Below are 22,429 nucleotides of genomic sequence, written 5' to 3' on the forward strand. Positions count from 1 at the left end.
GAATCAGACGGTGGTGGCGCGGCCGTGCCGGGTGTGGTCCTCGGCGAGCGTCCGGTACCAGTGATTGGCGTCGGCGTCGTAACCGGTGGTGCGGATCGTCACGTCGCATCCGGGGTCGGGGCAGGCGAAGGTCTGCGGGCGTCCGGCGACACGACCGGCGAGGGTCAGGCCGGTGAAGAAGATCGCGGCGACGCTGGCAACGATGCCGACGATGCCGACGTGGTGCTGGGCCAGGACGTTGCCGTTCCCGGCGGCGATGACCCCGGAGGCGACCACGATCGCGATCTGCCGGGCCTTCCTGCTGTTCATGCTGGTTGGTTCCTAATCCGTGTGTAGGGATTCAGCCGGTCCGGGTTCGGGTGGCTGGTCTGGCCGGTCGGTCGGGTTGCGATCTGGGGGGGGTGGGGCCCGGCCTGCTGCGACACGGGCCGGGCCCCGGCTTTGGGGTCAGTACCGGTCGTCGTCCGGAAGGGTGTCGTCGGCCTCCGTCACGGTCAGGTCCGGGACGTACTTGCGGATCCGGCCGATGCGCCACTCGGCGAAGTCGGGGGCGTTGGTGGAGAACTCGTCCAAGTGCTCACCGCCGGGGCCGGTGACCTTGTACTTCGTCATCTTCAAAGCCACGGCGATCAACTCCTGTCGGCGTACGGGTCGATGCGGGCACACGCTTCGGAGACCAGGTCACGGGGGAAACTGGTCGCGGTGTCGAACGCGACGGCCTCCCCGATCCGGCGCACGTCCTTCGCGGTGTCGTCGCCCAAGCCCCGCAGGGCCGGGTTGGCGTCGTAGCTGGTGAGGCGCTGGATCGTCGCGGCCAGGAGACTCATGACATCGGCGCCCTCCGACCCGCCGAGCGCGGCGAGGACCGTCTGCGTCCGTTCCCGGTCCAGGGCCGCAAGGCCCAGGACCCGGAACCCGGCCCGGATCAGGTCAACCCCGGCGTGGATACCGTCGAGATCGTCCAGGAGACCCTCAATCTCCTCGTCCAGCGGCGGCACGACCGCGTCTGCGGTGCGCACCCACGCGGCGGTCGGCGCGGGCCGGCCGGTCACGACCGGCCCCCGCTCCGGATCTCCTCGGCCAGCTGCCGCGCGGCCTCGGCCAACTCGCCGGCCTCCTGCGCGGAGTCGATGCGCTGCTGCGCCGCCTCATCGGCGACCTGAGCCGCAGCCTGCTCAGCCCAGTCCCTGCTCACGACGCACCCCCGGCAATCACAGTCAGCGGACGGCGGGAGGAGTTCGCGGCGGCGGCGACGACGGTACGGACATTCCCCGCGACACGCCCGTTCGCAAGCGCCCTCAGCGCCCGCGCGTCCTGCGCCGCCTCGTACAACTCCCGGGCGATCTGCCGCTCCGCGTACACGTCCACCGGCACGGACACCGTGTGCCCGTCCGCCGACGTGTACGTCAGCGTCCCCACGGCCGGGCCGGCGCCCATCGCACCGCTGGCCGCGTCGGCCAACTCGGCGATCGCACGGGCCAGCAGGTTCTCCCCCGGCACCGGGGCGGACGCGGTCGCGGACGGCTGGACGCGCAACGCCCGGTAAAGCGCCTCATCGGCCTGAGAACGGGGGGCGGCAATTGTGGCGGGGCCGACGCCGCGGCTCCTCTGGCGTGCGCTACGACTGGTAGCGGCATTACGATCCCTCATCAGGATCACTCCTCCTGTGCAAGCAGGGCGGATCGTTCCGAGAGGCCCCTTGCCGGTGCGTCATCACCGGCTCGGGGCCGTTTTGCTTCGAACAGTACCGACGCTAGCAGCTTCTACTGTCGGTAGGATAGTCTACGACGAAAGGAAGACGGAAATTGACCCTCAGTGAGGAGGACAGATGAATGGGGAAGCCCATCGCGTAGCGGACGGGGTCCGCCGTGCGATCGAGGCGGGTGAGTACGAGCCCGGGGCGGCCCTGCCATCTGGTGAATCCCTCGCCGAGCAGTACGGCGTGCATCGCGGGACGGTCTACAAGGCCATCAAGCAGCTCGCCGCCGAGGGATACCTGACGATCACTCGCAGACATCCGCCTGTCGTCCGTGAGCGGCCGACCCACGTCACCGTGGTCCGCGACCGCAACGTCTACCGGGACGAGATCGGCTACTACTTCGACCAGAACGCTAAGGACTGGGCAGCGGTCAAGAAGCCAACGCGCGGCGCCACGGTGCCTCCGCCTCACGTCTCGGAACTACTTGGACTGGCGCCGGACGAGATGGCGTTCACCCGTGAACGCCTCATGGGTCCGCCCGGGGCCCAGTACGCGCACCAGCTCGCCACGAGCTACCTACCGATGAGGCTGGTCGGCGAGATCGCCGAACTTGGGGCCGAGCGACCCGGCCCTGGTGGGATCTACGACGTCCTGGAGCGTCGGTTCAATGCTCCGCTGAGATGGCGCGAGACCATCTCAGCCCGACGTCCTGATCGCGCGGAGCAGACTGCCCTGGGAATCTCTCCCGAGGTGCCCGTCCTCGTAGTGACGCGCAGCTCGACCATCAATCACAACGGTCGTGACATCGTCGCCGAGGTGAACGAAACCCGTATGGCCGCGGAGCAGTTCGCAGTGTCGTACGCCGTCCAGCGGGACGCCTCGGCAGCGTGGCCAAGGCAGGAGGAAGGAGAGACGTAGCCAGAAAGAGAACGACCGACCGGTGTAGCGACCGGCCGGCCGTCCCGAGCCAACGCACCCAGCGCGTCGACCCCATGAACCACCCCTGGAAGAGAGGGTTCGCCATGAGCCTATTTCGGAGTGTCCGTAAAAGTCGAACGGCGGTGCCGTCGCACCGATGAACGACAACGACCTCCCGCCCTTCGTCACCTTTGAGACGGGCGCTGCCCTGCTCGTGCAACTCGGCATTGATGAGCACGCAACCGGCGACGGTGTGCGGTACATGGCCCGGACTGCGCCAGATTGGCCCTTCGGTCCCGGCAAGGCTCACGACTACATCGTGGTGGCCGGCGCCCGGACCATGGAGACCGGCGTGTTCCTTGACTTCTACCGGACCCACCCGAGGACGGGGCGCGGCCGAGACAGGGGCCCCCGGAAGCGGAGGATCGGCATGACCCCGAACGAAGGGGGGATGAAGTGACCGAGCGGAAGCGGAAGCAGCGCTCCCCAAAGTTCAACCCACAGAGCGCCTACAACAGCCGCCTTGAGGGTCTCACTGCGGTGTACCGCCTCTTTGACACGGCTGGCCGACTGCTCTACGTCGGCATAAGCGCCGACCCAGAGCGCCGCTGGGAGCAGCACGCGGCGACCCAACTATGGTGGCACTGGGTAGCGGGCAAGACCGTCGCCTGGTGCGACAGCCGGTTGGCCGCGCTGCAGTTGGAAGCCGAGATCGAGCACGCCGAAAAGCCCCGCTTCAGCGGCACCAACCGCATGGGCAACGGCAGTCTGTTCCGCGAACGCAGGCGTGACGAGGGCCTGGACAGGGAGCTAGCTGCCCTGAAGGTCCAGCTCCGCGAGGAGGTGGAAGGCGGAGCGTACTCCAGACGAGGCCAGCCCCGGCCGCTGGCTCCTCATGCTGCGCGGTACCGCACGTCGCGCTCACTGTTCAGCCTGGCGCTGCATCAGGTGCAGGAAGAGGTCATCCGCCTGGATCTCGCGTCTCAGGCGAGCCTGAGTGCTGCCGCCGTGGACGCCGGGAAGCCCCGCAGGAAGCGGGGCGAGGCGCTATGACACGGGCCCGCCGCCCCGCCAGGGTCGGCCCCATGCGACGAAGCGGCCGGTGGGAGTGGAGTCCCGTCCGGCCGCTCGAAGTCCAGCGGGTCGCACCCCGCTGCTGTAACGCACAGACCCACCTGTTGAAAGCCGGTCCCGCCGCATGACTGTACTTTGCGATGCGCCAAGTCGTACACACGGGGCTCCCGGCGGCGGTGCGCGGTGAGGAAGCGCTCATGGCGTCCGCAGCGGTTCGCTGCCGTCCCCAACGAGACGATCGATGACGCCGCCAACCTCGACTTCATGGCGCTGGCGCTGCTCACGGTGCTGATCCGACACCGGGACGGCTGGGAGATCACTCTCTCCGAGGTCGGGGCGAAGTACGGGTACGGCCGGGATGCGATGGCGAACGCCATGGGGCTGCTCCAGGTGGCCCGGTACGTGGTGAAGGTCCGCATGATGTCGGTCGAGGGCAACGAGTGGTCGACGGAGATGTACGTCTTCGACACGCCGGCCAGCGACGCTGAGGTGTCCGCTCTGCTGGCCGAGGTTGAACTCAGCCCCGATGTCCGGCGAGCCTCGGTAATCGAGCCGACGGCCGCCGCGGTGGCGCACGCTGAGCGACGCCGGGGGAAGCTTCAGCCGAAGCGCCGGCAGGGACCGAGTGTCGCTGTTCCCCGAGTGCCGGAAAACCCGTACTCGGGTGCGACCTGCGGAAACGACGCATCGTCGCAGGTCGGCCCCGAGTGTGGGGATTCCCGACTGTCGGGGGAGCCCGCAGTCTTTAAGAAGACGGTGAGAGAGAAGACGAGAGAGAAGACGGATGCGCCTTCGGCGCGTAGCGCCGCCCTGGACGCCGGAGGCCAAAGCTCAGGTAGTAGGGGGCGGGCCGGGGGCGGCTCCGCCGCGGCCGAGAAGAGCAGGCCCGCACGGTCGAAGGGTGACGCCGCGGCGATCCGCACGGTGCGGGACGAGTTGGAGCGGCGTCTGCCGGATCTGGCCCGGGCTTTGCCGCCGGCGACGCCCCGGACGTTGGGGGACGCGATCCTCGCCGGCCTGGCCGCCGGTACACCGGCCGAGCGGACCCCGGAGCAGCTCGTCAGGTTCCGGGTGCTGAACCGGTGGGACAAGCACTGGGCGCAGGAGTTCTACGCCGGGAGGCTGCCGACGCAGCCTGTCGGCCCGCTGGTGAGCATGCTGGCCGCGGACCGGTCCGACCACGACCGGTGTGACGAGCGGGTGGACGTGGACTCGGGCCAGCCATGCCGGGCGTGTGGCGAGCGGCAGGCGGACAGGCGGGTGGAGCGTTCGCAGGCGGCTGGTGCGGCCGTCAGCGTGCCTGCTGCTGCCAGTCCGACGCTCCCGGGGCCACGGGCGGTCGTCTACGACACGGCCGGCATGGCACCGGAGTGCTGGGGCCGCGACGGCATGTGCGGGCGGCCGACGCTGGGCGCCGAGAGCGGCCTGTGCCGACGCTGCGAGCACGAGGCGGCCGAGACCGGCACCCTGGCCTCATCTGCTAGCGGAGGTGCCTGATGGCCGGGCTTCTCCGCACGCGACCCGCAGCGCTCCCGCCGCACGGCGGGCCCGCCCGGCACGCAGCGGCCGGCGCATCTCCCTATCCCGAAACCCGCGAAATAATTGCGTACGTAATGATTAACGAGTAGGGTCGTGGACGCACCGACGGGGACGGAGCCGCGCGAACGGCTCCGTCTCGCCTGGTGCAGCCGCTCCCTGCTAGGGCCGGGCGGCCAAGCCAAATCCTGACGGCTTGACCGACTCCGAGAGGCATAATAGTGATCTTCGCGTCCGTAATCGTGCGCACCAATGGCCGGATCCCTACCGACCCAACCACCACGAGGCTCATGCTGTTCCTGGCCGCCCTCCTGGCGTTCAAGCTCGACCAGAGCTCGGCGGGCGAGGTCCTGTCCGCGCTCCAGCTAGCGGACTCCCTGGTCCGCCCCGGCGCGGGCCGGTAGTGCCCCTCTGGGGTGCCCGGGCGGTGGCTCGCGGGCGCTCCGGCGTCCGGCGCCGGGTCTCCGCCCGGCAGGCCAGGGGGTGGTCGTGCTCTATCCCCCCGTAGAGGGGGCGGAGCTGGCAGCACTGCGGCAGTGGCCGCCCGGCTGCTGTCGCACGCGGAGGTCCAATTCCCTTGCATCCTGCGATGGTTGAGGTAATCGGAGGGCTGGGGGCGGGTATGGCAGACGGGGTGGATCTGGCGGCTGCGGCGGTGGACGCGGTGGCGCTGGCGGCGGGCGGTGCGGCGACCGCGGCGGGCGGTGCGGTCGCCGACGCGATCGTCGGCCTGGTGCGCGGTCGGCTGGGGAGCGTCAGCGGGGGGGAGGAGGCTGTATCGGCGGTGGAACAGACGCCGGAGGATCCCGACGCGCGCTCGCGGTTGCGCGAGAAGTTGTCGGTGGTGCTGTCCGAGGATCCGGCATTCGCCGCGTATCTGGCGAGCGTCCTGGCCCCGCCCAAGCCGACCGAACCGCCCACCATCGTGGGCAGCATCAATGTCGACCGAAGCGGTCGGGCCCGCGGCACCTTCGTACTCGGCGACCACGTGGTCACCAAGATCCGCAAGGGCGACCCGGGGGCGCTCGTGGCCGTCGTCGCGGTGGTTGTCGTGCTGGCTCTGGTGGTCTACGGTCTCGCTCAGCTCGCTACCGGCAGCGACTGGCCGTTGTCGCACGCCGGGCACAGGGTCACCGTGCTGAAGGACCCCGCGATGGTCAAGGCCGTCCTGCCCGACCTGCAGAGCATGCCGACCGGCTGGAGGAGCAAGTCCGAAGCATCTGTCGAGTCGGGCGCCGACGTCTGCCGCGGGCCGCAGCGAAAGCGGTGCGAGGAGATGATCCTGAGCCTGGCCCAGGCGTCCTTCCGCAGCCCCTACGACCAGAGCGCGCTCTTCGAGGTAGTCGCCTGCGCCTCGGCCGCCGACGCACAACGCGCCTACGACGACATCACCCAGCAAGAGAAGAGCTCCATACCCAGGCTGCTGGCCATGCCAGCCTTCGGCGACCAGTCGCTCGCCCTCGAAGTGTCGGAGGGGAAGGGCGAGGCGTTCGTTCGCGTGGGCACCATCGTCGTCACGGTGACGGAGGAAGGCCACAATGACAACTACGAGGTCGCCACGTTGGAGGAGCTGACCCGGATGGCGGCGGAACGCGCCCAAGAGGCCCAGGACGGCCGCACCCCCGCCGCACGAGCGGACAACGTGCGTCCCTGGTAATGCGCTCACGTTGCGGGGCCGGAACTCCAGATCCCAGCGGTCGCCTTCCCCCGCCCGAGGTCACGGCCTGGTCGCGGTGTCCCTGTTCGGGGGACGCGGTCGGGCCCTACTGGGAGACTTCCCCTTCCTGACACCCTGGAGGGGGATCCATGCGCACGCGTACGTCTGCGGCCGCTTTAGTCCTGTCTGCCGGTCTTCTGGCCGCTGGTTGTGGGGCGGTTGATGGGGAGCCGGTCGCTTCGCCGTCGGCGTCCGCGTCGGCGGCGACGGTGGCCGCGTCGCCAAGCACCAGCGCCAGCAGTGCGCCGGCCACCGCGGTGGTGACGGCTACGGCCGGGGTGGGTGAGCAGGTGAAGGTGTCGGTGGAGTGGGGGCCGAAGCTGCTGGCGTTGGGGGATCGCCCGGATGCGGACGCCTGCCAGATGCCCGGTTCGTTCATGTGCCAGAACCTGCTCACTGCCCACCTGAACGCGTACACCGGGGTCATCGAGGCGATTTCGGAGGCGGACGCGGGGGACCGGTACCGGAGTTCGGTGGAGCAGATCGAGCGGATGGTGGCCGATGCGCGGGGGTACGACGCGGACGGCTGTGCCGGGGACCCGTCGGCGGGGGATGACGACTCGTCCTGCGAGGGGTACGCGACGGGGGTCCTGATCGGCGCGCTGACGCTGAAATTCGACTTGGAGACGGATGAGCTGAAGGCTGGTCTGGGCTGAGCGGGCCGGACGGGCACGGGGGACTGCCGTTACGGCGGTCGTCCTCCCTGCCCGCGTCGCCGCCGGACAGCGCCGTTCCGCGCGCGCGTGGGGCGGTCCGGATGGTCCGGATAGACGTCCCCAGTCGAGCCCCGTGGGCCGGGGGCCGGTATCCCCCGCCACGGGTGTAGCGGCGCGTGCGGGCCGCTACGATGCGGGTATGAGGCAGATCAATGTGCGTGTGGATGACGCCCAGTACGCGGAGATCGAGGCGCGTGCGGCCGCGGCGGGGATGAGTGTGCCGGACTATGTGCGGCAGGTGGTCGCGGATGAGGCGAACGACCTGCGGCACCGGTTCCTGTCGGCCGCGGCGTATTTCGGTGCCGAGTGGGGCGAGCACTTCGCGGAGCGGTTCGGTCACCCGGCCAACGCCAGCAGCCCGGCTGGCCGCGGACGCGGCCACCTCGTCGACGAGCAGGGTGCTGCGGCGTGATCGTGCACATCGACCGGGCGTGGCTGCTGGATGTCGCGCACCGGTACCTGCCGGGTGATCCGGACGTCGTCGATTTCGGGAGTCTGGCTGCGGCGGTGGCCCGGCATGCCGACCGGGTGATGGACCGGCAGGTGTATCCGCAGCCGCATCACCGGGCGGCGGCGCTGATGCACCAGCTCATCCGTGTGCCGGCCCTGGAGTACGGCAACGAGTTGTTCGGTGCGGTGGTGGCCGCGGCGTATCTGACGGCGGGCGGGGCGGTGGTCGCGGCGGATGTGAAGGAGGCCGGGGATCTGGCCGAGCGGATCGGCCGGGAGGGCCTGGATGTCCGCGCGGTCGCGGACGAGATCAAGACGTGGATCGGCCGAGAGGGAGAAGCACTGTGAGCGCCCAGCCTGAGCACCCGCAAGACCCGCGGGTCGTTGCGATTCCGCACACGATCAACGCGATCGGTGAGGCTCTGTCCGGTGAGGACCGGGCCCGGTTCTACGCCGAAGTCCTCAGCGCCGAGGAAGGCGAGCCGATCAGTACCGTGATGCGCCGCTGGTGGATGCTGGCGATGCTCAACCGGGTTCCGGGGGCGGAGCGCAGCCGCGCGAATGCGGCTTCCGGCCGTCGCCTGGTCGCCATCGAGGACCTCGCCGGGCGGCTCGGCATCGAGATCGAGGGGATCGCCGGGTGACCGACCGCCCTGCACGGCGGGGCTGGACCGCCTATGTCGAAGAGGTCCCGGCCCAGGTCATGGCCGGCATGCCGCCCGCGTTATCGACCGCGGTCACGAACTTCATCGTGGCCCTGGCTATCGAGGCCGGCGCGGCGATCGACGCCGGCAAACAGCCGCCCGGCGACCTGGTGGATTATCACGGCGCCCGGTACCTGCTGCACGTCCCCGGAGAGCCCGTGCTCCTGGAGTACGTCGCGTACCCGGCCTTGCGTGAGCTTCGGATACCGCGGCTGGTCTGGTTCCACTGATTTGAGGCGTTTCCGGCTGGCGCGCGGTGGTGGGCTCCGCGGCTGGCTCGGTCGGCGGGCGCGGCCTCCGGTGCCGAGCGCTGGGGGTGTGTCTTCGTCGGTGGCTCAGAGCAGGGTGCCGGGCGGGTGCTCGTCCACTTCCTGGCTGGTGGGGTTCCAGACCCAGATGGGTGACTCCCGCCAGAGGCGGGGCAATTCCGTCTGCGGCTGGGCGTACAGGCTGGCGTCCGGGCCCGGCAGTGCGTCGCCGGTCGACCCGTGAACCCACCAGCCCGTCATTACGGGTGCGGGGCGCCAGTTGATGTCGCCTACGAGGATGGCGCGGACGCTGATCAGGCTGACGTCGCCGGTCGACCGGGGCAGGCGCCATTCACGCTCGTGCATCCAGGTCGAGTCGGGGCCGGTGCGGACCGCCCAGTGCCCAAGCCCCTTGCCCCTGAAGATCGCGGCCACCGTGTCCGGGACGTAGGCCACGTCGCCTCCCCCGAGCCCGAGGAGTGCGGAGCGGGTGACGACTATGCCCCAGGGGGTGAAGTAGCGCATGGCGATGAGGTACGCGAGGTGTTCGGGCGGGCACTCGGAGAAGCACACGCATGGCACGTCCGCGCCGAACGGAGGGAAGGCCAGGAGCCGCTCCTCGTGGAGGATGCGCTCCAGCCGCTGCTCCGGGCTCATCCACTGGATCTCTTCCGGCACCCCCGTGGGCCGGCCCCCGTTCCGGCTGGTGAAGTGGTACAGGTAGTCGCTCTGCGCCGGGCCGACGTACCCGAGATCCGTCAGCGTCATGGTCCTCCCCCTCCTACTACTTGTGGGGGATTCTGGCGGACGCGCCTCGGGGCGATGCGCAGGGGTCGGGCGACAGCTCCGGGTGGTGGAACACCTCGGGCGCGCGCCGCCCGGCCCCCGCTTCGCCGCGCCCCTCATGCAAGGAGCGGGGCGAGCCCACGGGGCGCCCCCCGTTGGTTCCGGCGCGCTGGACAGGAGCCAGAACGGGGGCAGCGTTCCACCGGCCGCGGGGCCGGGAGTGGGTGTGGCCGGGACGGGTGCCGCGCTGCGGTTCGGCTTTCCCGTCCCGGCTTTCGCCTGGTCGGCACGTTCCCTGGGCAGGCCCGCCCCGGGGATGCCGGGCCCCCCTTGCGGCGGACCGGCTGGGGTACATGCTGCCCCCACCCACCGGTTTTTGGCAAGACGCCATTTATCCGTGCCAGAATGGCTCGCCGCTCCCGACAGTCCCGACAGGAGGAATCCGTGCCGAGGCCCCCGCGTCCCGCCCCGTCGATGTTCGAGCGCTACACCTGCGGGCGCCTGCGGGGGATGCGCGAGGCCGCGGGGATGACCAGTTCCGAAGTCGGTGTTGCGGTCCGCGTTGTGGGCAGCACCGTCGCCCGGTGGGAAAACGGCGACCGCGCCGTCCCGTACGACAAGGCCGAGGCGATGATGCGCCTGTACGGCACCACCGGGGAGGCCCGGGAGCAGTGGCATGCCGAGTACGAGCGGGCCACCGAGCCGGGCTGGTGGCACGAGTACCGGGACGTGGTGCCGGACTGGCACGCGCTGATGCTGGCCGATGAGTCCGCGGCCTCGATGGTGCGGGGGTATTCCACGATGGTGCCGGCTCTTTACCAGGCCCCGGAGTACCGCCGGGCGCTGATCCGCCGTACCCGCCCCGGTTTGGACGCGCGCACGATTGATCGGCACCTGGGGGCGCTCGCGGCCCGGCAGCGGCTCCTGACCCGGGATCAGCCCCCGGACGTGTGGATGGTCATGCCGGAGGAGGCCCTCACCGCGCTCGACCCGGACCTGATGCGCACCCAGGTCGACCACCTGCTGGCACTGCTGGAACTCCCGCACGTGGCCCTGCAGATCGTCCCGCTCCGCGGTCTGCGACCCCAGCTGGTGCCGTTCCACTACCTGCGGTTCGCCCCCGCCGACTGGCCTGATGCCGTGTACCTGCCGGCCCTGACCTGCGTCACCCAGCTCGCCGACCCGGACCAGGTGACCGTGTACCTGAGCACTCTGGACGCCCTGAGCGCCGGCATCGCCGGTGCCAGAGACACCCCTGACATCCTGCGCCGTATCCGCGCCGGCGCCTCCTGAAAGCAGGCCCACCCATGCCCGAGCCCGAGACGGACGACCTCCGCACGCGCATCGACGCCACCAGACCGCACCCCGCCCGGATGTACGACCACTACCTGGGCGGGAAAACGAACTACGAGGCCGACCGCGAAGCGGCCGAGGAAGTCCTGAAGATCTTCCCGGCGGGCCGGACGGTGGCCCGCGCGCAGCGCGACCTGATGCGCCGGACCACCAACTACCTCACCCGCGAAGCGGGCATCGACCAGTTCCTCGATGTGGGCACCGGCATCCCGACCGAACCGAACCTCCACCAGGTCGCGCAGGCCGCCGAGCCGGCGGCGCGCGTGGTCTACGTGGACAACGACCCCATCGTGCTGGCCTACGGGCACGCCCTGCTCCACGGCACCCCCGAGGGCAGCACCGGGTTCGTCCTGGCCGACGTCCGAGCCCCCGAGACCATCTACGGCTCGCAGGAGATGCGCGCGCTGGACCTGAACCGCCCGGTCGCGCTGTGCCTGCTCGGCGTCACCCTCTTCCTCGGCGACGAGGACGACCCCCAGGCCATCGTCCGCCGCCTCCTCGACCCGCTGCCTTCCGGCAGCTACCTGGCCCTGTCCACCGTCACCCACGATTTCGACCCGGAACTGTGGGACCGGCTCAAGGGGATCTACCGTGAACGCGGCGTCCCCCTGCGGACCTACGCCGAGGGTGAGGTCGCCGCGCTGTTCGGCGGCCTGGAGCTGGTCGACCCCGGCGTGGTGGTCTCTCACACCTGGCGCCCCGACGCGGAGCAGACCATCGCGCTGGATACCCCGGACTGCACGATCTCGATGTACGCCGGCGTCGCCCGAAAGCCGTAAGCCTGGTCCATCAGTGCCACCCGGAGCCCCCTCCACGTCGCATGCGGAGGGGGCTCCCTGCTGTCCACGCTACCCCGCGGCCACGGTGGGGCCCGGCTGGTCGCCACGGGTGGTCGTCCTCCGGCGAGCACCTCTAATGCATTGCATCACATTGCATTGCATTTTTGAGCTACACAATGCGATGTAATGCGATGTGATAAGGTCCGGGCCCTGCGAGAGAACCAGCGGAGGCCACGATGAGCAATCAGCACGACGGCGAAGACACAACAACGGGAAACCCCACCACGGCGGTGGAGGCCGAGGACCGGCCGGTCTGCCAGTACCCGGGGTGCACGAACCCGGCGGAGTCGAAAGACCCCGCCAAGACCGGGCCGGCGCCGAAGTACTGCATGCGGGCCGACCACACCGCGCTGACCGCGTACCGGGCCAAGCGGCGTGGCAAGGGCTCCGGCCCGGCGGGGGCGGAGGGCGGGGGCACGGTGACCGCTGAGGCGGTCACCGATGCGCCGGTCAGCACGGCTGCGGCGAACGCGGCGGTGCTGCGCGACGATCTGGTCCGTACGCTCACCCAGCTCGCCGCCGACCTGCCCCGCTATGTCGGCGAGCTGCGCACCATCAGCGACCCGGACGCGGCTGAAGCCCAGATCGAGGCCATCACGAAGGCCGCGACCACTCAGGTCAGCAGCGCGGAGGAGAAGCTGAGCCGGGAGCGGAGCCTGCGGCTGGGCGCCGAGCAGGCCACTGCTGCGGCACAGGCCGCCGCCGCGCTGGCCGAGGAGGCCACTGAGCAGGCCGTCGCCGAACTGGACGCGGCCAGGGACGAGTTCACGGCGCAGGTCGAGGTCATCCGCGGCGAGGCCGCCGCGGAGGTCGAGACGGCCCGGCGCGAGGCGGCCGGCGAGATCGAACTCATCACCGAAGTCGCCGAGCATGCCAAACAGGAACTGCTCACCGAGACCGCCGCGCGGGTTTCCCGGGTCGAGGCCGCCGCTGCCGAGCAGGTCCGGGCTATCGAGGATGCCGCGAGCCGGGTCCGGGAGAAAGCTACCGAGCAGATCGCGGCCGCCCGCGACGCCGCGGCACAGGAGGTCCGGGCCGCGAAGGAAGCGGCCGGCCAGGCGCGCGTGGAGGCCGATGCGGCGAAGGCGGAAGCCGCCGAGGCGAAGCAGGCGGCAGCGGACGCCGGTGAGGCGGCCCGCCGGGCGGCCCACGACGCGGACGTCCGCGTCCGAGCCGCCCAGGACACCGCCGAACGCTCCCGCACCGAACTGCTCGCCGAGATGGCCCGGGTGCGAGACGACGCCGGCGTGTTCCGAGGGCGCGTCACCGAACTGGACGCCAAGGTTGATGAACTCCGCAAAGAGCTGGAAGTGGCGCGCGAGAAGGCCAGGGAGGCTGCGACCGCGCTCCAGCTCGCCGAGGGCGAACTGCAGCAGCTCCGCCGGGCCCAGCAGAGCGACGGCAACTGACTTCGGCCTGTTGGACGCCCTGTTGTCGGACCCACCCTCTACAAAAGGGACATGGATTCCATGACGACTGATCTGGAACCGCCCGCGGCGGCGGATACGTCGGAGCCCAGTCCGGCGGCGGAAGCCGCGGCCCTGCCTGTGTACAAGGCCGGGGAAGCGCCGGAACATCTGCGGACGGCGACCCAACTGCGGGCGGACCGGCTGAAACCGGCTCCGGCCCAGGAGCCGGTTGCCGAACTGCGCACGTGGCGGCGCGGTGTCGGCTGGGGCACGTACCCGCTGTACGACCCGGCCGGCGCGGTGAAGATGCGGCCCCTGTCGACGAAGCAGCAAGCTGCGAAGACCGCCCGCAGGACGTGCCCGCAGTGCCGGGAAATCCGCGGCTACATCGTCTACCAGCGGTGCCAGGAGTGCCGCCGCAAGGCAAGCGAGGAGGCCGAAGAACGACGCGGACGAACATGCGCGTCCTGTGGCCGAGTCTCGGCGGCGCCGCTGCGCTGGACGGGCCACGGCGTGCCGGCCGCCCCTCGCTGCGAACCGTGCTGGTTCGTCGTCGCCCTCAAGGCGCAGGTCCGGGAAGAGGAAGCGGCACGGTGGCGCCGCTCGTGTCCGGAGTGCGGAGCGCAGACGGCCACCGATGACGAGGCGGCGGCAGCCCTTGCTGAGACCGGATCGTGGACGCCGCGTTGCTGCGCGCCGTGCGCGGTCGTGCGCGAGGAACGGAGGGCCGCCTACGAACAGCAGGCCCGGGAAGCAGCAGAGAATGCACGGGAGGCCCGTCGGCGGCAAGCCGAGGACCTGACCGCGTGGGCCCGGGGGTGCCTCGATGACGACCAGGTCGTCATCCTCGACACCGAGACCACCGGGCTCCATGACGACGCCCGGATCGTGGAGATCACCGTCATCACCGGCCGCGGTGACGTCCTGCTGGACACTCTGGTCAACCCCGGCGAGCCGATCGGTGAGGCCACCGACATCCACGGCATCGCCGACGCGATGGTCGCCGACGCCCCCGCCTTCTCCGAGATCCTGCCCCGCCTCACCGAAGTCCTCGACGGGCGGCGCTGCCTGATCTACAACGCCCCGTACGACAAGGGCCGGCTGCGGCACGAGCTGACACTCCACCACCGGGCCGCCGGTCACCCGGCTCCGGAACAGGCTGCGGCCGACTGGATGGGCGCCCACGCCTTCGAGGACGTGATGATCCCCTACAGCGACTGGGTCGGGGACTGGAACGACTACTGGGGCAACTACTCCTGGCAGCCCCTGAATGGCGGGCACCGGGCGCTGGGTGACTGCCGGGCCGTCGTTGAGCGGCTCCGGGAGATGGCCGAAGGCCGTGGGTTCGAGTTTCCCGAAGGGGGCGACGGCCCATGGGCGCGATCGCCTTCAGCCGCCCCGGAACCCTCCCCGGGTGGGGAGGTCCGTGGCTAGACTCCGTCTCACGGCGTACGTACGCCCGCCCAACCTCGCGGCCCCCGCCTTCCGGCGGGGGCCGCAGTGCGTTCCGGGGCTCTCGGGGCCACACCCCCTCATGAAATGATTGCGCGCGTACTTATTTAACGGTAGAGTGGGCACCACACCACACGAACCACCCCGGGGGACCGATGTCCACGCGTTTCGCAGCCGCGCTCATCCGCCACTACGCAGGCAGTCACGCCCCCGACCAGCGCACCTCCATGGCTGACGCCCGCATCGCCCTCTGCCTCGCGGCCGGCACCGACATGGACGACATCGACCCCGCAAGCGGCTACGACTACTCCCAGCGCGCCTACAACAGTTCCCGCCAGTCCTGGATCGACAAGGTCAAGTACCACAGGTTCTCCGAGTGGTACGACCGCGAGCCCCTGAACGAGACGCTCGCCAACTGGGCCGCGCACCGCCCCGACGCCACCGCCGGAGACGACTGGCTCGCGGCTGGCATCGAAGCCCACCGCACCTACTGGGCCGGCATCGGCCGCACCTGCAACCGCGACTCCTGCGAACTCCGCTGACGAAAGGCAGGCCCACCACCGTGCCCGACACCAACGCCCCCGCCGACACCCAGAACGGCATCCCGGACGGTTTCACCGAGTACGACTGGCTGGAGCTTCTCGGCTTCACCTGGAAGATCGACAACGAGGGCTACGAGTACGCCTCCGAGAACTACGCCCCGGAATTCGAGACCCCCGCCCTGCAGGCGATCGCCAACGACGCCGACCCCCGCCCCCTGCGCAACCTCTACCGCGAGCACAGCGCCGCAATCGAGGCGTGGCAGCAGGCCAAGGGCTGGGAGGAAGTCGAGCGCCTGTGGACCGCGCATCTCCGCGAGGAGAAGGAACGCCGCGAGGCCCACCTGCTGTGGGCTGTCCACCCCGGCGGCGACTGGAACCACTACGCCTACTCCGACGCGTTCGACAGCCGCGAGGCGGTCGACGAGTGGATCGAGGGTCGTAAAAGCCTCGTCGTGCAGCACGGATGGAAGCCGTGGACCGGACACGTCCTGCACCGCGAAACCCCGGGCGGCGCTTGGACCCGCGTCGACTCCTGACCCCCAGACCGCCGGCCTCGTGGGGACGTGGGCCGGCACCGCTCCCCCGCCCGAGCACCCCCCTCGGGCGGGGGACCACCCACCAGACCACCGCCCGCCCGAACGGAGTTCAGTAGCCCATGCCCGAGATCCGCCTCACCTGCATCAGCCCCGAAGCGGCGGCCGCCGTCACCGCCGAGGCCACCCGGCCCGGCGACACCGTCCACACCGTCCGGCAGGACGGCCACCAGGTCGTCATCGGCTACCACGACATCCGCTGGCCCATGGACGTCGCCGAGTTCGCCCACGAGATCGGCCACGCCCACGACGACGACGCGGCCCGCGTCATCGAAGGCGTCCAGACCGGCCGGGGCGTCACCCAGTGACCGCCGGGACGCACTACGGGCTCGGTCCCGCCGGCGAGACCCAGCACAAGGACACGCTCGCCGCGTGCACGCACCCGGACTGCGCCGACGCGGCGACCGCCGAGCGTGATGGCACGGTGCGGGCCCTGACGGTGAAGCAGCCTTATGCATTCGCTATCGCCGAAGGGTTCAAGCCCATCGAGAACCGGACCCGCCGCACCAACCACCGCGGCAAGATCTACCTCCACGCCAGCAAGGCCCCCCGGAAGGGCGTGAGCATCGTCCGGTACAGCCGGGACGCCGCGCGCCGCCTGGACGAACTCGGCGGCTCGGGGAACTTCTGGAACGCGGTCGACGCCGTACCCAGCCGCTTCTACACCCCGCATTCGACGCTCGCGTGCAGTGCCGTCATCGCCACCGCCCGCATCACCGGATGCCACCGAGCCGGTGACGGATGCCTGCCGGCCTGCGAGGCGTGGGGCGAGCCCGACGCCTGGCACTGGGAGATCAGCGACGCCCGACCGCTCGCCACGGCCGTGCCCGCGAAGGGCTTCCTCGGCCTGTGGCGCCCGCCCGTGTCCCTCGTCCAGGCCGTACGTGAACAGTTGGGAGAACCCCGGTGACCCCCGACCCCCGACAAGACCCGCCGCTAGTCGTCCAGCGCGTCGCTCTCGCACTGCGCGAGCACGCCGACTACCTCGACAACCTTCCGCCCGGCGGGGAGGCCCTGCGTGGCCCGTACTGGTACCGGGAAGGCGTCCACGCCGCAGCCGACCTGCTGCGGGACCGCGCCGACCGCCTCGATGGCACCCCGGCCCCTACCGGCAGCCCCGACGCCGACACCGCCCGCCAGGCCCGCGTGGCCGAACTCGCCGCCACCCTCACCCGCGGCGGCGCCGACCAGGACACCATCGACCGGCTCATCAGCGCCGTCGCCGAACAGACCGGCGCCGCCATCGACGACGCCCGGCTCCTGGAGCCGATCCTGCGCTGGTGCGTCGTCCCTGGCTGCCTCCGCGAATTCGACACCAACGCCTCCATGAACGGCCGCACCCCCGCCCGGCCCGAGTGGGCGTACACCGGATGGCGGCTCCTCCACTGCAGCGGCGTCCACCCCGCTGGCGGCTACGTGTGCCCCACCCACGCCGACGCCGTCGCCGCCCACACAGCGCGCCGTACCAACACCAACCCCGGTGTGCTCGTCCAGGCCGAGTGCACGTGCGGCGCCTGGTCCACCGACGGCCTCGGCATCCACTGGCACGGCGCCGCCCGCGGCCTGTGGGAGCAGCACCTCCTCGAAGAGCTGGGAGCGTTCGCGTGATCGCCCTCATCGCCATCACGGTGGCCGCGCTCGCCGCCGGCTACGTCCTCGGCCGGGTACGCCCGTGGGACCGCCTGGACACGTGGGTGTGGCGGCAGTTCACCTTCGGCGGCCCCTGGGTTCGCTCCAAGCCGCGTCAGGTCGTCCTGCTGGCCGCGCACGCCCTCGCTCGGCCTGCCACCACGTGGGACATCTGGCGGCGCCGCAACGACCCCAAGCCCCCGCAGCGCTCCCCCGCCACCACCTTCCGCCGCACGCCCGAGCCCGAGCACGAAGCCGCAACCCAAGGAGAGGACCGATGACCGACGCCCGCGCGCCCGCGCGCCCGAGGCGAACGTCCAGTCCGTGAAGTACACCGTGAACTGCCTGCCGGAGGACGGTATCGACAGCCACCTCTTCGAACTCACCGTTGAGTACCGCGGCGCCAGCCGCTGGGGCGTCTTCCGCAACCCGCACTGCTGCCTCGGCGCCGACGGCCAGTGGTCCTGGGGCTACCAGTGGGAGGGCGGCGACCGCGAGCCCGAGAACGACGCCGAGTGGGACTCGTACCACAAGGGCCGTGAGGCGTGGCTGGCCGCGCACCGCTTCGACGAGGAGACCGCGAAGCGCCTGGCCGTCGAGCAAGCGCCGCTCGTCACCGTCAACGGCTTCACCGTCGCGGACGCCTTGGCCACGCAGGAGCGACGGGCCGCGAGGAAGGAGGCGTGACCGTGGACCGCGACACCACCCGCCGCTACCTGGTGCCCGTCGGGCCTCTCGGCCTGCCGGACGAGCCCGACGACACCCACCTCGCGGTCATCAGATGGAACGCCCGGATGGGGGCGTGGCTGCACGGGCAGGCGATCTGCGGCAGGTCCGTCACCCAGGGGGAACTGCCCGCCGACCGACCGCCCCGCAACACCTGCCCCGACTGCGCACGCCGACAGGACGATTACGAGCAGATCATCGGCATCGAGCACCACGACCGGGACACCCGCGCGGGCCTGGAGCTGCTCCGCGGCGGTGCAGCCGAACGCGAAGCCCTCCTCACCGCGGCCCGGGACGCCCTGGATGCGGCCGGGCAGACCGGCCCGCATGGTGCCGACTGGTCGCACGTGGAGCCCGCGATCCGCGCCTTGGCGGCCGACCGGGACGGAGAGCGGGCCACGCACGAGGAACACCGGCGGGGGATGGCCCTCATCCTTGGCCTCCGGCTCGACGCTGACTGGCTCGCCATCACCCGCCGCGTCACGGCCCAGCAGAAGGCCTTGGATGACGTACGCCGCCTGTGCGACCTGACCATCCGCGCCTCGGTCCGCGTCCAGGCTGTTGAGCAGGCCCGCGACACCCTCGCCGTCATCGAATCCGCCACCGTGTGCACCCCGGAACCGGCGGGCGCACGCGGCCAGAAGGAGAACTGACGTGGGCGCCGCGCTGCACCTCGCACACGCACACCAGCCCCCGCCCGGACCGAAACGGAAACGCGGCGGAAGGGGAGGCGGCGGGGACGGGTACGACTACATCGTGGCGAAGGTCTACCGCGACCCCCGGCAGACCCCCGAGTCGCGGGAGCTGATCCTGCTGCTGGCGTGGCTGGCCGCCAGGGACCCGGACCGGAACCCGCAGGTCGGGAAGCCCCGCAGCGTATGGGCACGCGCGAACGACATCCTCGGCGTCGACTTCACCCGCCGCCAGCCGCCCCGCCTGGCCCACCTGGTGGCCTCGGACGCCCCCCGCTACGAGATGGACTGGCACTCCCCGGCCAACCAGGGGCGCGCGTGCCAGGCCCCGATGATCCGCCGGGCCGGGGAGTGCGGCCAGAACAGCGTCGACAGCTTCGCGCGCACCGACCCGGACACGGGCTGGCTGACACTGGTATGGACGTGCAGCCGGCACCGGGCGTGGGGCAGCGCCCAGCACCGCATTGAGCGGGCCAAGCCGCGCGTGGAGCCGATCCCGAACGCCGGTGGCCTGCTCCCCTGCTACTTCCGCCGGACGGACGAGACGTGGGTGGAGCTGTACCGGTGGGCGCGGGCGTGGAAGCACGACCGGAGTTGGGAGCCGCCGTCGTACGGGCTGCGCGCCGACCGATGGCCCCGGCCCGGCAAGGAACCCGCCGTCCTCGCCGAGGGCGAGCCGCCCCGCCTGCACCTGGCTGCCGCAGGCGGCGAGCTGCTGGCCGCACCCGACGTGGAAGGACCGAAGTGACCAGTCCAGGGGATTTCGCGGCGGCATCCGAGGCGGTCGACGCCAAGCTGTTCCGGATTCCCGGCGTCAGCCACACCACGCTCCTGGAACTGGAGGAGCTGATCGAAGCCCGGGAAGCGGCCCGGATCCGCGCGCTACCCGGCTTCCCGGGCCTGACCGCAGCGGACGCGGCGGACGCCATCGACCCCGAGATGCGGCGCCGCAGACGGCAGACGCCCTGCAGTGTGCTGGCCTGCCCTACACCGGAACTCGCGGTGCTCGTCAAGGGCGACCACGGCGACCTGGCCCTCCGGGTACGCGAAGGCGACGCCTGGGACCGTGTAGACACCGTGCTGCTCACCACCGACGACAAGCTGACCATCCGCTACGGCGCCCACCCGGCAGATGGCCAGCAGCCCGTACCGCCGCCGGTTCCCGGACGCGGCCGGCTCCTCGCACACGTCCTGGTACGGGCCGGGGCCACCGCGGTCCGCCCCGCCGACATCACCACCTACCCCTGGGAGACCTGAGTGCGTCCCGCTCCCGGGAGCTCGCCGCAGTCCGGCGTCATCCCGGCGGCCTGGTCGTCCGCTCCCCCGGCTCGCGCCGTCCCGGCGGTCCGCCTACCGGCTGCGGCGCCGCCCGGCCGGGCGCCGCCCGGTGTCTCCGCGGTCGGCGCGGGCTTGCTCGGTGGCGGCCTGGAGGGTGGTCATGAGGTCGGTGGTGTCGGCCTCGGCCTGCTCGGGCTCGGCGGCCGTCAGCGGCGGCTGGGTGCCCTGGGCCTTCGCGTCGATGAGGGACTCCATCGCCGCGGCGTACTCGTCGCGCTCTCGGCTCATGTCCACGTCGCCGATGGCCTCGATCAGGGCCAGGGCGCCGGCCATCTCCTCGTCGCTGATGTCCACCTCGGCGCGGGGCGCCGCGTCGTCGGGGGTGCGGATCTCGTCCGGCCACCTGAGTCGGTGCAGCACCAGGACGTCTCCATCGGGCCGGATCATGGCGAGCGCTTCGCCGGACCCGCGGAGCGCCACCTTCCCGACTGCGGCCTTCCCCGAGCGGTCCAGCGCCTCGCGCATCAGGACATAGGGCTTGTTCGCCGCCGGGGAGGCGGGTGCGAGGAAGTAGGGGGTGTCGAGCTGCATGGAGTCGACGGTGGACGTGTCGAGGAAGCCCTGCACCTCGATGGTCTTGGCGGTCGGCAGCGGCATCTGATCGAGCTCGTCATCGGTGAGCGGAACGAGCTGGTGGTCGGGGGTCTCGTAGGCGCGGCCGATGTCCCCCGGCTCCAGGCGCTGTCCGTCGAGCTCGCACGTCTTCTGGTACCGGACGCGCCCGTGGTCGGCGAGGTGGATCTGCCGGAATGGGATCTTCTGAGAGCGGGCCGCGGTCTGGAGCTGCACGGGGATGGTGACCAGGCCGAACGTGACGGCCCCGGACCAGACAGGCGGCATGGTGGCGCCCCTTTCCTACGCGGTTCCGATTCCAGCGTAGGCACGGGGCGGGTGTCCGTGCAGGTCGGGGTGCTTGTCAGGGGCGAAAACGCGAAGCGGCCCCGCCGACGGGCGGGGCCGATGCTTGCATCCCCTCAGAGGGGCGATGAACAACCGTCTGGTGTACTGCCGCGGCAGGATGTCAGACAATTGCGACCCCTTGCAGGGGCGATGTGCTCACCATAGCGTGCCGCGCCGGGCACGCGCGAGCAGCCTGGCCGCTACTTCGCGGGGATTTCCCACCCGGTGCGGGCGCAGAGCTCTTCGAGGGTGAGGTCACCGCGGTCCCATTCGGCGGCGTCGTCCAGACGCGCGGCGATCTGGGACACGGACGTAGTGAGCCCGGCCTCCCAGAGGCGGTCACGGAGCCGGCGCGCGTAGTTCTGCTGGGCCTTGCTGAGCTTGTTCCAGGACATTGCGATTCCTTTGCTGGGGTTGGATGGGTGGGCCGTGCGGCCGGGTGTCCGGCGGCACGGCCCAAGAGGGTGCGGGGTCAGGCGGGGTCCGGGCGCAGTTGAACGACGTTGACGGTGGGCTGAATGCGATTTCCGGAGCAGTTGGGGCAGTAGTCGTTGCCGTCTGGATGGATGCGCCACCCCCGCTTCTTGGCGGCCTCCCGGGCTTCGGTCACCGTCGCGGCATCGGTAATGAGTTGCCCGGCGCAGGCCGCGTACCGCCACAGGGTGTCGCAGTGGAGGGTGATGCTGGCGCTCACGTGCTGCTCGGCGGGATCAGGTGCGGCTCGGGGTGGTAGTCCCACGCGAGTCCGGCGAGCCAGTCCGGCCAGTCCGCGCCGGGGCCGTTGCCGTAGTTGTGGTCGCCGAAAGTGTCCGAGGCGCCAGCGTCGTACAGCTCGCGCAGCGTGCCGCAGATCCGGGCGGTGACGCGGCGGCCGCCGTCCTCGTACCGGTGGTAGGTGATGTGCGCCTCGGTGACGATCAGGGTCCCGGCATCGGTGGTGATGTCTTGCACGTCGCTGATGAGCAGGATGTGGGTCTCGGAAACGGAGTGCGGGGTGAAGCTCAGCGTGTCACTCGCGGCCTGCTGGCGGGCGCGGTCCTCAGTAGTCACGGTCGTGTCCTTGCTGGTGGTGGTCGGATGGGCGGGCCGGGCAGGGGCCGCCCCGGGG

At 71.0% G+C, this 22,429-nt stretch carries 34 protein-coding genes; 24 read left to right on the top strand and 10 right to left on the bottom strand.

Features of this window, described 5'->3' with window-relative positions:
* Positions 1-3 precede the first annotated feature (3 nt).
* From VIW71_RS14105 to VIW71_RS14125, 5 genes are all read right to left on the bottom strand, one after another.
* On the bottom strand, positions 4-309 hold the full coding sequence (locus VIW71_RS14105; protein ID WP_331622539.1) for a hypothetical protein: 306 nt from the start codon (positions 307-309) through the stop codon (positions 4-6).
* 138 nt (positions 310-447) lie between these two features.
* Complete coding sequence (locus VIW71_RS14110; RefSeq protein WP_331622540.1) at positions 448-624, bottom strand: hypothetical protein; 177 nt, start codon at positions 622-624, stop codon at positions 448-450.
* 5 nt (positions 625-629) lie between these two features.
* Positions 630-1,019: a hypothetical protein gene (locus VIW71_RS14115; protein WP_331622541.1), complete on the bottom strand. Its 390-nt coding sequence runs from the start codon at positions 1,017-1,019 to the stop codon at positions 630-632.
* A gap of 29 nt (positions 1,020-1,048) precedes the next feature.
* Positions 1,049-1,195: a hypothetical protein gene (locus VIW71_RS14120; protein WP_331622543.1), complete on the bottom strand. Its 147-nt coding sequence runs from the start codon at positions 1,193-1,195 to the stop codon at positions 1,049-1,051.
* Entirely contained in the window at positions 1,192-1,536 is a 345-nt protein-coding gene (locus VIW71_RS14125) for a hypothetical protein (RefSeq protein ID WP_331622544.1), read from the bottom strand. The genes VIW71_RS14120 and VIW71_RS14125 overlap by 4 nt, the downstream gene beginning before the upstream one ends.
* A gap of 292 nt (positions 1,537-1,828) precedes the next feature.
* Here VIW71_RS14125 and VIW71_RS14130 point away from each other — a divergent pair, with 292 nt between their 5' ends.
* The 10 genes from VIW71_RS14130 (at position 1,829) to VIW71_RS14175 (ending at position 9,044) form a co-directional block, all read left to right on the top strand.
* Positions 1,829-2,617: a GntR family transcriptional regulator gene (locus tag VIW71_RS14130; RefSeq protein WP_331622546.1), complete on the top strand. Its 789-nt coding sequence runs from the start codon at positions 1,829-1,831 to the stop codon at positions 2,615-2,617.
* A 157-nt stretch (positions 2,618-2,774) separates the two neighbouring features.
* Positions 2,775-3,077 (top strand): hypothetical protein, encoded by a 303-nt coding sequence (locus VIW71_RS14135; protein ID WP_331622547.1) that lies wholly within the window; start codon positions 2,775-2,777, stop codon positions 3,075-3,077.
* The gene (locus VIW71_RS14140; RefSeq protein ID WP_331622548.1) at positions 3,074-3,670 is read left to right on the top strand and encodes a GIY-YIG nuclease family protein; all 597 of its coding nucleotides are present in this window, start codon (positions 3,074-3,076) and stop codon (positions 3,668-3,670) included. The genes VIW71_RS14135 and VIW71_RS14140 overlap by 4 nt, the downstream gene beginning before the upstream one ends.
* Before the next feature lie 204 nt (positions 3,671-3,874).
* Positions 3,875-5,188 (top strand): hypothetical protein, encoded by a 1,314-nt coding sequence (locus VIW71_RS14145; RefSeq protein ID WP_331622549.1) that lies wholly within the window; start codon positions 3,875-3,877, stop codon positions 5,186-5,188.
* 661 nt (positions 5,189-5,849) lie between these two features.
* Positions 5,850-6,884, top strand: coding sequence for a hypothetical protein (locus VIW71_RS14150; protein ID WP_331622550.1), 1,035 nt, complete (start codon positions 5,850-5,852; stop codon positions 6,882-6,884).
* 149 nt (positions 6,885-7,033) lie between these two features.
* Positions 7,034-7,600 (top strand): hypothetical protein, encoded by a 567-nt coding sequence (locus tag VIW71_RS14155; protein WP_331622551.1) that lies wholly within the window; start codon positions 7,034-7,036, stop codon positions 7,598-7,600.
* A 199-nt stretch (positions 7,601-7,799) separates the two neighbouring features.
* A complete protein-coding gene (locus tag VIW71_RS14160; RefSeq protein ID WP_331622553.1) occupies positions 7,800-8,072 on the top strand; it encodes a plasmid mobilization protein in 273 nt (90 codons plus the stop codon).
* Positions 8,069-8,458, top strand: a complete 390-nt coding sequence (locus VIW71_RS14165; RefSeq protein ID WP_331622554.1) for a fic family toxin-antitoxin system, toxin component — start codon at positions 8,069-8,071, stop codon at positions 8,456-8,458. The genes VIW71_RS14160 and VIW71_RS14165 overlap by 4 nt, the downstream gene beginning before the upstream one ends.
* Positions 8,455-8,754: a hypothetical protein gene (locus VIW71_RS14170; protein WP_331622555.1), complete on the top strand. Its 300-nt coding sequence runs from the start codon at positions 8,455-8,457 to the stop codon at positions 8,752-8,754. Before VIW71_RS14165 ends, VIW71_RS14170 begins: the two co-directional genes overlap by 4 nt.
* The gene (locus VIW71_RS14175) at positions 8,751-9,044 is read left to right on the top strand and encodes a hypothetical protein (protein WP_331622557.1); all 294 of its coding nucleotides are present in this window, start codon (positions 8,751-8,753) and stop codon (positions 9,042-9,044) included. The genes VIW71_RS14170 and VIW71_RS14175 overlap by 4 nt, the downstream gene beginning before the upstream one ends.
* Before the next feature lie 105 nt (positions 9,045-9,149).
* Here VIW71_RS14175 and VIW71_RS14180 read toward each other — a convergent pair whose 3' ends face one another.
* Complete coding sequence (locus VIW71_RS14180; protein WP_331622559.1) at positions 9,150-9,830, bottom strand: hypothetical protein; 681 nt, start codon at positions 9,828-9,830, stop codon at positions 9,150-9,152.
* 462 nt (positions 9,831-10,292) lie between these two features.
* Here VIW71_RS14180 and VIW71_RS14185 point away from each other — a divergent pair, with 462 nt between their 5' ends.
* The 14 genes from VIW71_RS14185 to VIW71_RS14250 all read left to right on the top strand — a co-directional run bounded on the left by VIW71_RS14185 (position 10,293) and on the right by VIW71_RS14250 (position 20,340).
* Positions 10,293-11,141, top strand: coding sequence for a helix-turn-helix domain-containing protein (locus VIW71_RS14185; RefSeq protein WP_331622560.1), 849 nt, complete (start codon positions 10,293-10,295; stop codon positions 11,139-11,141).
* A gap of 14 nt (positions 11,142-11,155) precedes the next feature.
* Entirely contained in the window at positions 11,156-11,980 is an 825-nt protein-coding gene (locus VIW71_RS14190) for an SAM-dependent methyltransferase (protein WP_331622561.1), read from the top strand.
* Positions 11,981-12,216: 236 nt separating this feature from the next.
* Complete coding sequence (locus VIW71_RS14195) at positions 12,217-13,449, top strand: hypothetical protein (RefSeq protein WP_331622562.1); 1,233 nt, start codon at positions 12,217-12,219, stop codon at positions 13,447-13,449.
* 51 nt (positions 13,450-13,500) lie between these two features.
* Positions 13,501-14,883 carry a 3'-5' exonuclease gene (locus VIW71_RS14200; RefSeq protein ID WP_331622563.1) on the top strand — a complete coding sequence of 461 codons (1,383 nt, stop codon included), beginning with the start codon at positions 13,501-13,503 and terminating at the stop codon, positions 14,881-14,883.
* Between the two features lie 173 nt (positions 14,884-15,056).
* Positions 15,057-15,443 (top strand): hypothetical protein, encoded by a 387-nt coding sequence (locus VIW71_RS14205; RefSeq protein ID WP_331622565.1) that lies wholly within the window; start codon positions 15,057-15,059, stop codon positions 15,441-15,443.
* A gap of 20 nt (positions 15,444-15,463) precedes the next feature.
* Entirely contained in the window at positions 15,464-15,979 is a 516-nt protein-coding gene (locus VIW71_RS14210) for a hypothetical protein (RefSeq protein ID WP_331622566.1), read from the top strand.
* Positions 15,980-16,098: 119 nt separating this feature from the next.
* The gene (locus VIW71_RS14215) at positions 16,099-16,344 is read left to right on the top strand and encodes a hypothetical protein (RefSeq protein WP_331622567.1); all 246 of its coding nucleotides are present in this window, start codon (positions 16,099-16,101) and stop codon (positions 16,342-16,344) included.
* Positions 16,341-16,946, top strand: coding sequence for a hypothetical protein (locus VIW71_RS14220; RefSeq protein ID WP_331622568.1), 606 nt, complete (start codon positions 16,341-16,343; stop codon positions 16,944-16,946). Before VIW71_RS14215 ends, VIW71_RS14220 begins: the two co-directional genes overlap by 4 nt.
* On the top strand, positions 16,943-17,644 hold the full coding sequence (locus VIW71_RS14225) for a hypothetical protein (protein WP_331622570.1): 702 nt from the start codon (positions 16,943-16,945) through the stop codon (positions 17,642-17,644). Before VIW71_RS14220 ends, VIW71_RS14225 begins: the two co-directional genes overlap by 4 nt.
* Complete coding sequence (locus VIW71_RS14230; RefSeq protein WP_331622571.1) at positions 17,641-17,946, top strand: hypothetical protein; 306 nt, start codon at positions 17,641-17,643, stop codon at positions 17,944-17,946. The genes VIW71_RS14225 and VIW71_RS14230 overlap by 4 nt, the downstream gene beginning before the upstream one ends.
* A 43-nt stretch (positions 17,947-17,989) precedes the next feature.
* Positions 17,990-18,352: a hypothetical protein gene (locus tag VIW71_RS14235; RefSeq protein ID WP_331622573.1), complete on the top strand. Its 363-nt coding sequence runs from the start codon at positions 17,990-17,992 to the stop codon at positions 18,350-18,352.
* Between the two features lie 2 nt (positions 18,353-18,354).
* Positions 18,355-19,044, top strand: a complete 690-nt coding sequence (locus VIW71_RS14240) for a hypothetical protein (RefSeq protein ID WP_331622574.1) — start codon at positions 18,355-18,357, stop codon at positions 19,042-19,044.
* Between the two features lie 103 nt (positions 19,045-19,147).
* A complete protein-coding gene (locus VIW71_RS14245) occupies positions 19,148-19,831 on the top strand; it encodes a hypothetical protein (protein WP_331622575.1) in 684 nt (227 codons plus the stop codon).
* Positions 19,828-20,340 carry a hypothetical protein gene (locus VIW71_RS14250; protein ID WP_331622576.1) on the top strand — a complete coding sequence of 171 codons (513 nt, stop codon included), beginning with the start codon at positions 19,828-19,830 and terminating at the stop codon, positions 20,338-20,340. Before VIW71_RS14245 ends, VIW71_RS14250 begins: the two co-directional genes overlap by 4 nt.
* Positions 20,341-20,433: 93 nt before the next feature.
* Here the strand turns inward: VIW71_RS14250 and VIW71_RS14255 are convergent, their stop codons facing one another.
* From VIW71_RS14255 to VIW71_RS14270, 4 genes are all read right to left on the bottom strand, one after another.
* Entirely contained in the window at positions 20,434-21,261 is an 828-nt protein-coding gene (locus VIW71_RS14255) for a Ku protein (protein WP_331622577.1), read from the bottom strand.
* Positions 21,262-21,521: 260 nt separating this feature from the next.
* The gene (locus VIW71_RS14260; protein ID WP_331622578.1) at positions 21,522-21,716 is read right to left on the bottom strand and encodes a hypothetical protein; all 195 of its coding nucleotides are present in this window, start codon (positions 21,714-21,716) and stop codon (positions 21,522-21,524) included.
* 77 nt (positions 21,717-21,793) lie between these two features.
* Complete coding sequence (locus VIW71_RS14265; RefSeq protein WP_331622580.1) at positions 21,794-22,015, bottom strand: hypothetical protein; 222 nt, start codon at positions 22,013-22,015, stop codon at positions 21,794-21,796.
* On the bottom strand, positions 22,012-22,429 hold a 418-nt coding region (locus tag VIW71_RS14270), incomplete at its 5' end, for a hypothetical protein (RefSeq protein WP_331622583.1). The genes VIW71_RS14270 and VIW71_RS14265, both read right to left, overlap by 4 nt.

The sequence above is a fragment of the Streptomyces sp. genome (assembly GCF_036524955.1).
Taxonomy (GTDB): Bacteria; Actinomycetota; Actinomycetes; order Streptomycetales; family Streptomycetaceae; genus Actinacidiphila.

What these genes read in the sequence shown, in the direction of transcription:
- VIW71_RS14105 (WP_331622539.1), bottom strand. Translation starts at nt 309, where the DNA reads ATGAACAGCAGGAAGGCCCGGCAGATCGCGATCGTGGTCGCCTCCGGG.
- VIW71_RS14130 (WP_331622546.1), top strand. Translation starts at nt 1,829, where the DNA reads ATGAATGGGGAAGCCCATCGCGTAGCGGACGGGGTCCGCCGTGCGATC.
- VIW71_RS14135 (WP_331622547.1), top strand. Translation starts at nt 2,775, where the DNA reads ATGAACGACAACGACCTCCCGCCCTTCGTCACCTTTGAGACGGGCGCT.
- VIW71_RS14150 (WP_331622550.1), top strand. Translation starts at nt 5,850, where the DNA reads ATGGCAGACGGGGTGGATCTGGCGGCTGCGGCGGTGGACGCGGTGGCG.
- VIW71_RS14155 (WP_331622551.1), top strand. Translation starts at nt 7,034, where the DNA reads ATGCGCACGCGTACGTCTGCGGCCGCTTTAGTCCTGTCTGCCGGTCTT.
- VIW71_RS14160 (WP_331622553.1), top strand. Translation starts at nt 7,800, where the DNA reads ATGAGGCAGATCAATGTGCGTGTGGATGACGCCCAGTACGCGGAGATC.
- VIW71_RS14180 (WP_331622559.1), bottom strand. Translation starts at nt 9,830, where the DNA reads ATGACGCTGACGGATCTCGGGTACGTCGGCCCGGCGCAGAGCGACTAC.
- VIW71_RS14190 (WP_331622561.1), top strand. Translation starts at nt 11,156, where the DNA reads ATGCCCGAGCCCGAGACGGACGACCTCCGCACGCGCATCGACGCCACC.
- VIW71_RS14195 (WP_331622562.1), top strand. Translation starts at nt 12,217, where the DNA reads ATGAGCAATCAGCACGACGGCGAAGACACAACAACGGGAAACCCCACC.
- VIW71_RS14200 (WP_331622563.1), top strand. Translation starts at nt 13,501, where the DNA reads ATGGATTCCATGACGACTGATCTGGAACCGCCCGCGGCGGCGGATACG.
- VIW71_RS14205 (WP_331622565.1), top strand. Translation starts at nt 15,057, where the DNA reads ATGTCCACGCGTTTCGCAGCCGCGCTCATCCGCCACTACGCAGGCAGT.
- VIW71_RS14215 (WP_331622567.1), top strand. Translation starts at nt 16,099, where the DNA reads ATGCCCGAGATCCGCCTCACCTGCATCAGCCCCGAAGCGGCGGCCGCC.
- VIW71_RS14255 (WP_331622577.1), bottom strand. Translation starts at nt 21,261, where the DNA reads ATGCCGCCTGTCTGGTCCGGGGCCGTCACGTTCGGCCTGGTCACCATC.
- VIW71_RS14260 (WP_331622578.1), bottom strand. Translation starts at nt 21,716, where the DNA reads ATGTCCTGGAACAAGCTCAGCAAGGCCCAGCAGAACTACGCGCGCCGG.